Source organism: Deltaproteobacteria bacterium (assembly GCA_026712905.1).
Lineage (GTDB): Bacteria > Desulfobacterota > Binatia > UBA9968 > JAJDTQ01 > JAJDTQ01.
In genome coordinates this window covers 1-12,421 of sequence record JAPOPM010000221.1, presented here as the reverse complement: position 1 = coordinate 12,421, position 12,421 = coordinate 1, and the positions used below count along the sequence as shown (strand labels likewise).

Sequence of the window (12,421 nt, the reverse complement as noted above, 5' to 3'; positions counted from 1 at the left end):
CGGAATGCAAGCCATGATACATTAGTATGGCACTACATTCCGTCCCCAGAAACATGATCTCAATGAATTCAATAGGTTAGATGGTGCACCCGTACACAAAATACCCTAAATCCCCACATTCATGTTAAAGATGGGCTAATCCTCATCCGGAAAGATCTTGGAGTTCTCGATCAGGTCCATGAGTTCCTCATCGGGTTCGTCAAAGTCCGGCGACATCCAGAATTGCCCTTCGTAACCTCCGAACTGTCGTTCTTCGAGGCGTTTTCTATAGGGTTCCAGCCGCAGGTAAGGTTCACCGGCCTTGGCGATCACGATCTCCTCGCCCTCCCAAGCCAACTTGCCCAGCTTCGAAAGCTGGGACTTCGCTTCGTGCATGTTCACCTGTTTCATTCAACGACCTTGTTAGCTAAGTTGAGCTAAGTGTTATCAGGGGTGTCCATTCTCGTCAAGACGGAGACCCGATGTGGGACACTCATAACTTCTCACCGGCCCTCCTCTGTTGTATGCTGACGCATCCCCATGGTCGGGGAACCGCGTGGCGGGGCGAGTCCAACACGGAAGCAGGTTCGACATGAGCGGCACAGATTCAGACACGGTCCTTTCGGACCACGAGCGCGCCACCATCGAGGCGGCGGCCGCGCGCATCGTGCCGTCGGACGAGGGCGCCGGCGCGCGCGAGGCTGAGGTCATCGATTTCATCGAGGGCTTGCTGGCCGCGGACGAGGTGGACACGGACATCAGCCCGCGGGAGAAGAAGGAGTACGCCAACTTCATCCTCGGCGGCATGGGCGGGCGCACCGAGGAGCAGCAGGTGACTCTGTTCAAGCTCCACGGCACCGGCAGCCGGCACCTGCAGGCCTATCGCGACGGGGTGCTGGAGCTGGACCGCGTAGCCGCGGAACTGGCGTCGGGCAAGGACTTCCGCGGCCTGGACGACGCGGGCCGGGACCAGGTCCTGACGGTGCTGGACGAGCGCAAGGACCCGTTCTTCACGCTGCTGCTGACCCATACGATGGAAGGGTTCTACGGTCATCCGCGCCACGGCGGCAACAAGGACCGGGCGGGATGGCAGGTGCTGGACTATCCCGGCCCGAGCTTCCCGCACGGCAACGAAAAGCCCTATGGGTGGTACGACGCCAACGAGCCGGACGAGTTCGCCCAGGAGAAGAAGGATCGCTCATCCTGACAAACGCCCCGGTGACGGAGACTCGGGGGCAGGGCATTCAAGAGCGGAGGACACGGATGGCACAGCGTGAGACGGTGGACGTCTGTATCGTGGGAGGCGGCGCCTCGGGACTGGTGGCGGCCAAGGAGTTGACCGAGGCGGGCATGACCGTGTGCGTGCTGGAGCGCGGCCCCTGGTACAAGCGCGAGGACTTCGCGCTGGGCGACGAGCTCATGTACAAGCGGCGCAACTTCTTCTGGCCCACGGTGGAGTTGGAGCCGCGCACCTGGCGGCCCGATGCGGACACCCCGGCCGAGGTTCTCTCCACCAAGACCCAGACTTTCTCCAACGCCATGTGCGTGGGCGGCGGCACCATCCACTACAGCGGGCTCTCCTGGCGTTTCCACGAGTCGGACTTTCGCGTGAAGTCCGAGGACGGCGCGGTGGCGGGCACCACCATCGAGGACTGGCCCATCTCCTACGACGACATGGAGCCCTTCTACGAGAAGGCGGAATGGACCGTCGGAATCTCGGGCCAGGGCTGGTCGAGCCCCTTCGACCCGCCGCGCAAGCGTGACTACCCGGTGGGGCCGGCGGCGCGCAACAGCCCGGGCGCGGCCCTGGAGCGGGGCGCCCGCAAGCTCGGCCTGCACCCGTTTCCCACGCCGCTGGCCATCCTCACCGGGGACTACGACGGCCGTCCCGGCTGCATCGGCAAGGGCATGTGCTCTTCCTACGGCTGCCCGGTGGGCGCCAAGTCGAGCACCTTGGAATCAATGCTGCCCAAGGCCCTGGCCACCGGACGGCTGGAGATCCGGCCCCTGTGTCTTTCGCGCGAGATCACCCTCGACCGGCAGGGCAAGGCCTCCGGCGTCACCTATTTCAATGCCGAGGGGGAGGAGGAGCACCAGCCGGCGCGCTTGGTGGTGATGGCCGCCGGCGGCGTGGAGACGGCACGCCTCCTGCTGCTGTCCGAGTCTGCCCGCTTCCCCCAGGGTCTGGCCAACGGCAGCGGTCTGGTGGGCAAGAACCTCATGTTCCATTCCCCGGGCGTGACCCTGGTGGTGACGTTTCCCGAGCCGCTGGACGGCCACAAGGGGACATCCAGCACACGCGTGCTCCACGACTTCTACAAGACCGACACCAGCCGGGGGTTTATCCGCGGCGGCTTCATGCACCCACGCGCTCACGGCGGCGACCCCATCGAGCTGGCGCTGCGGCCCATCCACGGCAAGCGCTGGGGCAAGGAGCACAAGGACTCCATGCGCGAGACCTGGCGCCACTACCTGCACAGCCACTGCACCGGCGAGAGCCTTCCGGTGGAGAGCAACGCCGTCGACCTCGATCCGGACCTGACGGACTGCTACGGCCTGCCGGTGGCGCGCATCACCTACACCAGCCACGAGAACGACGTCCGCCTCGCCACCTATCTGGGCGAGCGTTCGCGGGAGATCTACGAGGCCGCCGGCGCGACCCGGATCATCGTGCCCAAGCCCGAGACCCGCAAGCTGCACAACCACCAGATGGGCTCCTGCCGGATGGGCAACGATCCCGAGTCGTCGGTGGTGGACAAGTGGTGCCGTTCCCACGACGTGTCCAACCTCTTCATCGTCGACGCCAGCGTGTTCGTCACTGCCGCCGGTCTCAACCCCACCCTCACTATCCAGGCCAACGCGTTCCGGGTGTGCGATTACATGGTGTCCGAGGCGCGCAAGGGCAACCTCATCCATTGAAACGCCTGCCGTCGCGGTGGCCTTGTTTTTGCGTCTCTTGTGAGCGGGCCGGGAGCGGACACCGCGGCCCGTGTCCGGCGGGCCGTTCTCGTGGTGCGTCGGAACACTCATGAATCCGCGGTTCGTTTGGCGGGACGTGACAGGCCACGAAGTGGGGACCGATGAGCGCGGCACAAGGGATACTCAAGGACATCTTCGGGTTCGATAGCTTTCGTCCTGGCCAGGAGGGCGCCATCGAGGCGCTGCTGGCGGGACGCCACGTGCTCACCGTGATGCCTACGGGCTCGGGCAAGTCGCTGTGCTTCCAGGTCCCCGCGTTGGCCCTGGGCGGCCTGACCATCGTCGTGTCCCCGCTGGTGGCGCTGATGCAGGACCAGGTGGCGGCGTTGCGCTTGGCCGGAGTGGCGGCGGACTCCATCAACTCGTCCAACACCAGGGCGGCCAACGTCGCCGCCTGGCGCCGGGCCGCCGCCGGCGACACGCGGCTCTTGTACATGGCGCCGGAGCGACTGATGACCGAGCGCATGCTGGAGGCTCTCGGCCGGCTGCCGGTCAGACTGTTCGCCGTGGACGAGGCCCACTGCATCTCGCAATGGGGTCCATCCTTCCGCACGGAGTACGAGGACCTGTGCCGGCTCCGGCATCTCTTCCCGGGCGTTCCCATCGCCGCCCTCACCGCCACCGCCGACGCCATCACCCGCGAGGACATCGCCGAGCGTCTGTTCGGCGGCGACGTGGATGCGTTCGTGTTGGGCTTCGACCGCCCCAACATCCGGTTGGCGGTGGAGTTGAAGCAGGAGTGGAAGCGCCAGACCCGGAGCTTCCTGGCGCGCCACGAGGGCGAGAGCGGCATCATCTACTGCCTGTCCCGCCGGAAGACGGAGGAGACCGCGGCGCTGCTGGCGGCGGACGGCATGCGTGCGCTGCCCTATCACGCGGGCATGGACAAGGAGGACCGGGAGGCGCACCAGAACGCCTTCATGACCGATCCCGGCGTAGTGATGGTGGCCACCATCGCCTTCGGCATGGGCATCGACAAGGCGGATGTGCGCTACGTGCTGCACACCGATCTGCCCGGCAGTGTCGAGGCCTATTACCAGGAAATCGGACGCGCCGGGCGCGACGGCGCGCCCGCGGAAGCGCACATGCTGTACGGCTTGGCGGACATGCGCATGCGCCGCCAGTTCATCGAAAAGGAGGACGCGGGCGCGGAGCGGCGGCTGCGGGAGCACAAGCGTCTCGACGCGTTGCTGGGGTATTGTGAGGCGCCGGCCTGCCGTCGCGTGACGCTGTTGGAGTACTTCGGCGAGCGCATCGATCCCTGCGGCAACTGCGATGTCTGCATTGACCCGGTGGAACGGGTGGACGGCACCGAGGCCGCGCAAAAGGTGTTGTCCGCGGTCTACCGCACCGGCCAGCGGTTCGGCGCCGCCCACGTGATCGACGTGCTGCGCGGCACCGCGACGGAAAAGATCGAGCGCGCCGGCCACGACCGGCTGCCGACCTTCGGTCTGGGCGCGGACCGAGGCAAGAACGAATGGCGCTCTCTCATCCGTCAGATGGTGGCCACGGGTTTCCTCAGGCTCGACATCGGCGGCTACGGCGGCATTTCCATGACCGGCAAGGGCCGCGGCCTGCTGCAAGGCGAGAGCGCGTTCTTCTATCGCCCGGACACGGTGCGCGTTCCGGCGACCGCGCCCGCGCGGGACGGCGGCCAACGCCGCCGGAAGGAACCCGATGGAACTCCGTTGGGCACCTCCGAGGCGGCGTTGCTGGAAGCCCTCAAGGCGTTGCGTCTCCAACTCGCCCGGGAGCGCGGTGTGCCGGCGTATATTGTGTTCTCCGACCGAACGCTCATCGACATGGCACGGCGCAAGCCCCGGACTCAGGAGGAGTTCGCCGAGGTGAACGGCGTCGGTGCCGCCAAGCTCGCCGCCTTCGCGGATCCGTTCCTGGCCGCCATCGAGGGCGCGCTGGGGGATGCATGAATCGTAACGGAACGTCATTCCCGCGGAAGCGGGAATCCAGGGGTGGCGAGGCGGGAAACGCCGCTGTCGTGCCCCTCCACTGCCCCTGGATTCCCGCTTCCGCGGGAATGACGTTCCGCGAAACGTCCGCGCCAGGCCGTCCCGATCCGGTTGAAACTCCGGCAGGGCGTGCCATAGTTTTTATAGTGTCAGGCGGGACGCTATTCCCCGCGTTGGAACAATTGGATGGGCCGACCGATCGTTGGTGAAAGGAGACAAGCAATGGTGAGCTATGGCAAAGGTGGAAGGTGGCTGGTGGCGCTGGCGGCGGCCACGGCCCTGGCATTGACGGCCGTTCCCGCGGCGTCGGCGGACGAGGCGGCGTACATGCGCTGGTGGAACACGCTGAGCCCGGAGCAAATGGTGAAGGCGCTGCACGGCGACAAGGCGACGGAGGCGCAGGCCAAGGCGGCGAAGAAGATGTACAAGGACCTGGACGCCGACACGAAGAAGCTCGTGGACGCGGCGGCCGACTCCATCTACGACGAGAGCGGCTACGACAGCGTCGGTCAGTGGTGGGAAACCCTGGACTGCCGGCTCATGCGCGTGGCCGCGGGTGACGGCATCACCGCGGATCCGGCGAGCCCGTTCTGCGCGCACTATCCGGGGTCGGGCGCGGCGAAGATCATGGACGAGGCCGCGACCAAGTGGGTCAACGTGGTAGGCCAGGCTCTGTTGGGCCGGAGCGATCCGGGCAAGTTCCCGAAGTAGCGGCCACGCCCGCCCGCCCGCGGGCCTTCAGGCCTTCGGCCCCCCTTTCCTTGCGGGAGAGGGGGGCTTTTTCGTTTCAACGGGTGCGGGTCAGCTTGGGGTCGATAATGTCGCGCAGGCCGTCCCCCAGCAGGTTGATGCCGAGCACCGTGACGAAGATGGCGATGCCCGGGAAGATGGTGAGCCAGGGGGCGCGGTACATGTAGCTGCGGCCTTCGCTCAGCATGGAGCCCCAAGTGGGGATGCTCGGCGGCACGCCCAGTCCCAGGAAGCTCAAGCTCGCCTCGGTGATGATGACCACGGCCATGGCGAAGGTGGCGATGACCATGACGCTGGGCAGCGTGTTGGGAATGACGTGGCGCAGGATGATGTAGCGGTTGCTGGCTCCCAGCGCCCGCGCCGCCTGCACGAACTCGCGTTCCTTGAGGGACAACACCTCTCCCCGGACCACCCGGCAGTACTGCACCCAACGGCTCAGCACCAGCGCGATGACGAGGTTCACCAAGCCTTGGCCCAGGAAGGCCATGATGGCGATGGCCAGCAGCAGGAAGGGGAACGCCAGGAATATTTCGGTGGTCTTGTTGATGACTTCGTCGATCATCTCTCCGAAGTAGCCCGCCACCGCGCCGAGAAAGCAGCCCAGGATGCCGGCCAGGAACACGGTGGCCGCTCCCACCATGAGCGAGATGCGCGACCCGTAGATGACCCGGCTCAGGAGGTCGCGTCCCAGGTTGTCCGTGCCCATGACGTGCGGGTTCGTAGCCAGATCCAGCGACGGCGGCCGCAGGCGCTGCTCCAGGCTCTGTTCCTGGGGATCGAAAGGCGCGAGCAGGGGCGCCCCCAGTCCGCAGATGCACAGCAACAGCACGATGAGGCCGCCGCTGAAGACCTTCGTGTAGCGCCGCCAACCGATCATAGCCGTATCCTCGGATCGACCCAGGTGTACAGCAGGTCGACCATCAGGTTGACGAAGAAATAGACCATGGCGAAGAAGAGGATCACCCCTTGGGCGAGCTTGTAGTCCCGGGTGGTGATGGCCTGGATCAGCAGGCTGCCGATGCCGGGCCAGGAGAACACCGTTTCGGTGATGACCGAGCCGCTCAGCAGCGCGCCGAGTTGAAGCCCCAGGATGGTGATGATGGTGATGAGCGCGTTCCGCAGGGTGTGTTTCCAGATGACCGTGCGCTCGCTCAGTCCCTTGGCCCGCGCGGTGGTGATGTAGTCCTGGCGGATGACTTCCAGCACGCTGGAGCGCGAGATGCGTGTGATGATGGCGGCGAAGCTCGTCCCCAGGGTGATGGCCGGCAGCAGGATGTGCTTGAATGCGTCCCAGAAGGCTGCGAGGTCGCCGGCGATCAGGGCATCCACGAGCATGAGGTTGGTCACCGGCACGACGTTGACGCCGTAGGTCAGCCGGCCCGCCACCGGCAGCAGGTTCCACTGGCCTCCCAGGAAGAAGATCAGCATGATGCCGAGCCAGAAGTTGGGTACCGATATGCCCACCAGCGCCACGGTCATGCCCGAGTGGTCCCACAGCGTGTTGTGCTTGATGGCGGAGTAGACGCCGATGGGGAGCGCGATGATGATGGCCACCAGGAGACTCGCCAGCGCCAGCTCCACCGTGGCCGGGAGCCGCTCAAGGACGAGCTGCACGACGGGCTCCCCGTAGCGCATGGACTCGCCGAAGTTCCCCTGGACGGCCTTCGACACGAACTGCCAGTACTGGACGATGATGGGCTGGTCGAGCCCCCACTCGCGGGTGACTTCCTCGATCTCGTGGGGCTCCGCGTCCTCACCTAGCAAAAGCGTCACCGGATCTCCCGGCGCGAGTTGCATCAGGAAGAAGACCAGAAAGGACATTCCGATCAAGACGGGTATGGCCCCGATAAGTCTCCGCCGAATCATCGAGCTACAGTCCCATCTGCGCCAGCGACCGGTCGAGCCGCTCGAGCGCTTCGTTCACCTGTTCCCGGGTGACGGTGAGCGCCGGGGTAATGCGGATGACGTTGCCCATGAGGCCGCCCTTGCCGACGAGCAGGCCGTTCTGCCTGGTCAGCTCGAAGAGCCTGGCCACGGCTTCCGGACTCGGCGTCTTGTCGGGACCCACCATCTCCACGGCCTGCATGAGGCCCATGCCGCGGACATCACCCATGAGCGGGTACTTCTGCTGGAGACCCAGCAGCCCCTCCCGGAGCTGATGCCCCCGCTCCGCCGCGTTGGCCACCAGTCCCTGGTTCTCGATCACCTCGATGGTAGCCAGCGCGGCGGCGCTGGTCACCGGATTTCCTCCGAAGGTGGAGAGGGACAGCCCCTTGATGCTGTCGGCGATCTCCGGCCGGGTGATGGTGCCGCCGATGGGGACGCCGTTGGCCATACCCTTGGCGAAGGTCATGATGTCCGGTTCCACCTCCCACTGCTCGATGCCGAACATCTTGCCGCCGGTCCGGCCCCATCCCGTCTGCACCTCGTCGCAGATGAACAGGCCGCCGTACTTGTGCACGATGTCCGCGACCTCCCGGAAGTACTCCCGGGGCGGGGTGATGAACCCGCCGACGCCCTGGATCGGTTCGGCGATGAACGCCGCGATCTTCCCCGACGTGGCGGTCTGGATGGCGCCTTCCAGGTCCTTGGCGCACTTGAGGTCGCAACTGGGATAGGTGAGCCCGAAGGGGCAACGGTAGCAGTAGGCATTGGGAATGTGATGGACGTTGGGGCTCGAAGTGGGAGTGAGCCGCCACGTATAGTGTCCGGTGAGGCTCATGGCAAGCTGCGAGCGGCCGCTGTACCCGTGGCGCAGGGCGATGACGTCTTGGGACCGGGTGTAGAGCTGCGCCACCAGCACCGCGGTCTCGTTCGCCTCGGTGCCGCTGTTGGTGAAAAAGGACTGCTTCAGCGCCCCGGGGGTGATGGCGGCGAGCTTCTCGGCCAGGCGGACGTGGGGCTCGTTGGGATAGAGGGTCGAGGTGTGCTGGACCTTGCGGATCTGCTCCTGGATCGCGTCCACGACCCTGTCGTTGCAGTGGCCGACGCTGATGGTGACGATGCCGCCGAAGAAGTCCAGATACTCCCGGCCCTCCACGTCGTAGATCAGTGAGTCCTTGGCCCGGTCCACCACCAGGGGCTCTTCGTAGTAGTTGGCGACGCAGGAGAACAGATACTCCTTGTGCTTGGCCAGAATTTCCTGCTGTTTGTTCGGTTCCATTTGACTCATGGGGAACGCCAACCTAGCACAAAGCCCGCGAAACGGTCAAAGTTGCCGGCCTTTCGCGGCGTTCCGCGCGGACGCTGTTCTAACGGGCCTCGCTGTAGAGCCGCTTCAACCTCGCCGGCGAGACTCCGGCGAGGTAGAGGAGCTTCAGCGTCCACATGAGCAGGATGGTCCGGACCGGGCCGTTCTGTTCCCACCGGCGGGCCGAGCTCACCACCTGTGAACGGAGACAGGCGATTGGGCCCTCGCGCTTGAGCTCGCGGCAGAACGCCACATCCTCCATGATGGGTATCTCGGGAAAGCCGCCGAGTCTTTCGAACGCGGTCCGGCGGACGAAGATGGCCTGATCCCCGGTGGCCACGCGGGTCAGGCGGGAACGCAGGCTGATCATGCGGCCGACGATCCGGAGCAGCGGGCGCGAACTGTCCAGACGGATGTCGAACCGGCCGCCCACGCATGCGGGGTCGGCCATGCAGCCCTGCACGTCAGGCGCCGCGGTGCCGGGCAGCCGGGTGTCGGCGTGGAGGAAAAGCAGCACGTCGCCGGTGGCGGATCGCGCGCCCTGATTCATCTGAGCGGCGCGGCCCCGGGCGGAGACCACCAGGCGGGCGGGGCCGTCCCGCACGATTTCCGCGGTGCGGTCGGTGCTGCCGCCGTCCACGACGATGATCTCGCAGGGTTCGATACGCGCCAGGTCCTCGACGGTGGCGGCGATGGTGCGTTCTTCGTTCAGGACCGGAATGATGATGGAGAGCCGCATGGACGGGTGGTCCGCCGCTGGCGTCACGTCCCACAAATACGTTGCCGAGTCTGCGCGGGAATTCTTGTCGTCGCCGACGCGCGACGCCGGTAGGGGCGACCGCGGTCGCCCCATGTCGTCGGCGACGCGTCCGTCAGAGCAGGGCGCCGCCGCAACTGCTGCCGGTGCCGGCGGTGCAGGCGAAGCAATGGTTCCCGGTGAGGATGGGCTGGTCCACGAAATCCGCGGCCGAGAATTCCCGGATATGAGGTCTCTTTCCGTTGACCCGGCCCAGCGGCATGTCGATCATCTGGTTGAAGTCGCAGTCGTACACCGATCCGTCCCAGGCCACGCTCAACAGATCGCGGCACATGACCCTGTCCACCGTGTCGGCGTTGAAGTTGTCCTCCAGGAGCTGCAGGTAGTCGTCGTATTGTCCCCGCTGCTTGAGGAACTTCTTGAACCGGGTGATGGGCATGTTGGTCAGGCAATAGAGGTGGTTGAAGACGATCCCGAAGTCGTCGCCCAGCATGCGCCGGTAGTCGCCCTCGAGCTCCTCTTGCGGCGGCGGCAGGTAGTTGCCCATGGGGTTGTAGACGAGATTGAGCTCGAGACCCGAATCGGGCTGGCCGTAGCCCAGGCGGTTGAGCTCCTGGAGCCCCCGCACGCTCAACTCGAAAGTGCCGTTGCCGCGCTGGCTGTCGACGTTCTCCCTGGTGTAGCAGGGCAGCGAGCAGACCACCTCGACCCGGTGACGCTGGAAGAATTCGGGCAGGTACTCCTTGCCCTCCTCGTAGAACACCGTCAGGTTGCAACGGTCCATCACGTGGCGCCCCAGCCGCTTGCAGGATTCCACTAGGTAGTCGAAATGGGGATTCAGTTCAGGCGCGCCCCCGGTGATGTCCACCGTGGGGATGTCGGAGTTCTCAAGGAAGCGCAAAACGTCGTCCACGGTGGTCCGTTCCATCATTTCCTTGCGGCCCGGACCGGCCTCCACGTGGCAGTGAAAGCACGACTGGTTGCAGTATTTCCCCATGTTGACCTGGAGCACCTGCAGCTTTTGCTTGTCAAGGGAACGACCGCTTGCACCGACCTTGTCGTCGAAGTTTACCGTGGCAACCTCCCGGGCACCGAATTGACCCGTTCGCGTCCGGGGTCTCCCGCAGTGTTGCAATTGGGTCTGTCTTGGTCAAGACTCTCAGCCAACTTTCTTTGGCCGGATTTCGGGAGGTTACGGGCCCGGAGGCCGGCCATTGAGACACCTGACAAGGACGTCTCCAGGTGCCCGTGACAGGAACGGAGGGAGCGTGGATCCTCTGTCGAGAGAAATTCTGACTTTCTGGTTCGAGACCCTGGACCTGAGCGTGGAGATGGAGAAGCGCCAGGTGTGGTTTCGGGCGACTCCGGAATTCGACCGGTATCTCGCCGAGCACTACACCGGGGTCCATGAACGGGCCGCCGCCGGCGAGCTAGACCACTTGAAGGAGACGCCGCAAGACTGCCTGACCCTGATCATGGCCCTCGACCAGTTCCCGCGAAACATCTATCGCGGCACACCCCGCGCTTTCGCCACCGATGCCAAGGCCCGGGAGGTCGCCCGTTATGCCCTGGATCAGGGTTACGACCAGGGTCTTGCCCGCTGGCCGAGGACCTTCATCTACCTGCCCTTCGAGCACAGCGAGCTGCTGGCCGACCAGGAGCGGGCGCTGATCCTCTACCGGAGCCTCGGCAACGAGGACTCCATGCGGGCCGCGGTCGGGCACCATGCCGCCATCAAGCGCTTCGGCCGCTTCCCCCACCGCAACGCGGTCATGGGCCGGCCCAATACCCCGGAGGAGGAAGAGTACCTCAAGGATCCGCCCCTTTGGGGCAGGACCGCGGCGGAGGCGGCGGAGCTCGAGGCGCGGAAGGCGGCGGCGGTAAAGGGATAGACGCCTGCGCCCGCGAAAACCGGCGTGTAGGGGCGGGTTTCAAATCCGCCCGGGTCCGCACGGCGCTGTCGCCGTACCCCCTCAGCCGGTCAGTACCTGCACGTGTTCCATGTCGACCTTGACGGTCACCGTGTCGCCGACGGAGAAGGCCCGGCGGCCGGGCTGGTGGGTGTCGTCGACCAGCAAGGACGTGTCCTCGTCGACCGCGACGGTATATCGGATCAGGTTGCCGAGGAACTCGCGATGCCCGACGCGGCCGGCGAAGGCCGTACCGGCCATGGCAGGGTCCGCCGCGGAGATGCTCGCATCCTGGGGACGGAACATCGCGATCCGGCCGTCTCCGGGCGCATGCCCCTCACCGCCCAACGGCAAGATCAGGCCGCCGGCCGCGACGAAGCGTGTGCCTTCACCGGTAACTTCCACGCCTCCGTCCAGGAGGTTGGCGGTGCCCAGGAAGTCGGCAACGAAACGGTTGACGGGTCTGTCGTAGAGGTCCATCGGCGATCCAACCTGCTGCAAAATGCCCTCGTCGAGCACGGCGATCCGGTCCGAGATGGTGTTGGCTTCTTCCTGGTCGTGGGTCACGAAGATGGTGGTGAGCTTGACCTTCCGCTGCAGCTCGAGAATCTCACGCCGCATCTGGACGCGCAGGTTGGCGTCCAGATTGGACAGCGGCTCGTCCAGCAACAGGAACCCGGGGTCGACGAAGATGGGGCGGGCACAGGAGACCCCGCCCCGCCCCCCGCCGCCCGGCGGTGGGGGGGCGCCCCTCCCCGCACCTCCCGCGCCGCCCCCGGGGTCTTGTGGCGGGGGGAGCCGCTGTCCAATCTGGACGCCAACCTGCGCGTCCAGATGCGGCGCGAGATTCTCGAGCTGCAGCGGAAGCTCAAGCTCACCACCATCTTCG

The 12,421-nt window shown here is 65.7% G+C and carries 10 protein-coding genes and 2 pseudogenes; 5 read left to right on the top strand and 7 right to left on the bottom strand.

Annotation, left to right across the window (positions count from 1 at the left end; all coding sequences use genetic code 11):
* Positions 1-135 precede the first annotated feature (135 nt).
* Positions 136-390, bottom strand: coding sequence for a type II toxin-antitoxin system prevent-host-death family antitoxin (locus OXF11_18395; protein MCY4489067.1), 255 nt, complete (start codon positions 388-390; stop codon positions 136-138).
* Between the two features lie 181 nt (positions 391-571).
* On the opposite strand from OXF11_18395, the gene OXF11_18390 reads away from it, so the two are divergent.
* From OXF11_18390 to OXF11_18375, 4 genes are all read left to right on the top strand, one after another.
* Positions 572-1,186, top strand: coding sequence for a gluconate 2-dehydrogenase subunit 3 family protein (locus OXF11_18390; GenBank protein MCY4489066.1), 615 nt, complete (start codon positions 572-574; stop codon positions 1,184-1,186).
* A 56-nt stretch (positions 1,187-1,242) separates the two neighbouring features.
* Complete coding sequence (locus tag OXF11_18385) at positions 1,243-2,898, top strand: GMC family oxidoreductase (GenBank protein ID MCY4489065.1); 1,656 nt, start codon at positions 1,243-1,245, stop codon at positions 2,896-2,898.
* Positions 2,899-3,059: 161 nt separating this feature from the next.
* A complete protein-coding gene (gene recQ, locus OXF11_18380) occupies positions 3,060-4,886 on the top strand; it encodes a DNA helicase RecQ (GenBank protein ID MCY4489064.1) in 1,827 nt (608 codons plus the stop codon).
* A gap of 261 nt (positions 4,887-5,147) precedes the next feature.
* A complete protein-coding gene (locus OXF11_18375; protein MCY4489063.1) occupies positions 5,148-5,636 on the top strand; it encodes a hypothetical protein in 489 nt (162 codons plus the stop codon).
* A 76-nt stretch (positions 5,637-5,712) separates the two neighbouring features.
* Here the strand turns inward: OXF11_18375 and OXF11_18370 are convergent, their stop codons facing one another.
* From OXF11_18370 to arsS, 5 genes and pseudogenes are all read right to left on the bottom strand, one after another.
* Positions 5,713-6,552, bottom strand: a complete 840-nt coding sequence (locus tag OXF11_18370) for an ABC transporter permease (GenBank protein MCY4489062.1) — start codon at positions 6,550-6,552, stop codon at positions 5,713-5,715.
* Positions 6,549-7,541 carry an ABC transporter permease gene (locus tag OXF11_18365; protein MCY4489061.1) on the bottom strand — a complete coding sequence of 331 codons (993 nt, stop codon included), beginning with the start codon at positions 7,539-7,541 and terminating at the stop codon, positions 6,549-6,551. Before OXF11_18365 ends, OXF11_18370 begins: the two co-directional genes overlap by 4 nt.
* A 4-nt stretch (positions 7,542-7,545) precedes the next feature.
* On the bottom strand, positions 7,546-8,838 hold the full coding sequence (locus tag OXF11_18360) for an aspartate aminotransferase family protein (protein MCY4489060.1): 1,293 nt from the start codon (positions 8,836-8,838) through the stop codon (positions 7,546-7,548).
* A gap of 88 nt (positions 8,839-8,926) precedes the next feature.
* Positions 8,927-9,604 (bottom strand): TIGR04283 family arsenosugar biosynthesis glycosyltransferase, encoded by a 678-nt coding sequence (locus OXF11_18355; GenBank protein ID MCY4489059.1) that lies wholly within the window; start codon positions 9,602-9,604, stop codon positions 8,927-8,929.
* A 133-nt stretch (positions 9,605-9,737) separates the two neighbouring features.
* A pseudogene (gene arsS / locus OXF11_18350) lies at positions 9,738-10,658 on the bottom strand (arsenosugar biosynthesis radical SAM protein ArsS).
* A gap of 232 nt (positions 10,659-10,890) precedes the next feature.
* Here arsS and OXF11_18345 point away from each other — a divergent pair.
* Positions 10,891-11,514, top strand: coding sequence for a DUF924 domain-containing protein (locus OXF11_18345; protein MCY4489058.1), 624 nt, complete (start codon positions 10,891-10,893; stop codon positions 11,512-11,514).
* A gap of 81 nt (positions 11,515-11,595) precedes the next feature.
* Here the strand turns inward: OXF11_18345 and OXF11_18340 are convergent.
* Positions 11,596-12,201 (bottom strand): annotated as a pseudogene (locus tag OXF11_18340) (ABC transporter ATP-binding protein).
* Positions 12,202-12,421 lie beyond the last annotated feature (220 nt).

Bases quoted from the DNA above. Each gene is read 5' to 3' on its own strand.
- OXF11_18360 (MCY4489060.1), bottom strand. From the start codon at position 8,838: ATGGAACCGAACAAACAGCAGGAAATTCTGGCCAAGCACAAGGAGTAT.
- OXF11_18370 (MCY4489062.1), bottom strand. From the start codon at position 6,552: ATGATCGGTTGGCGGCGCTACACGAAGGTCTTCAGCGGCGGCCTCATC.
- OXF11_18365 (MCY4489061.1), bottom strand. From the start codon at position 7,541: ATGATTCGGCGGAGACTTATCGGGGCCATACCCGTCTTGATCGGAATG.
- recQ (MCY4489064.1), top strand. From the start codon at position 3,060: ATGAGCGCGGCACAAGGGATACTCAAGGACATCTTCGGGTTCGATAGC.
- OXF11_18375 (MCY4489063.1), top strand. From the start codon at position 5,148: ATGGTGAGCTATGGCAAAGGTGGAAGGTGGCTGGTGGCGCTGGCGGCG.
- OXF11_18355 (MCY4489059.1), bottom strand. From the start codon at position 9,604: ATGCGGCTCTCCATCATCATTCCGGTCCTGAACGAAGAACGCACCATC.
- OXF11_18390 (MCY4489066.1), top strand. From the start codon at position 572: ATGAGCGGCACAGATTCAGACACGGTCCTTTCGGACCACGAGCGCGCC.
- OXF11_18385 (MCY4489065.1), top strand. From the start codon at position 1,243: ATGGCACAGCGTGAGACGGTGGACGTCTGTATCGTGGGAGGCGGCGCC.
- OXF11_18395 (MCY4489067.1), bottom strand. From the start codon at position 390: ATGAAACAGGTGAACATGCACGAAGCGAAGTCCCAGCTTTCGAAGCTG.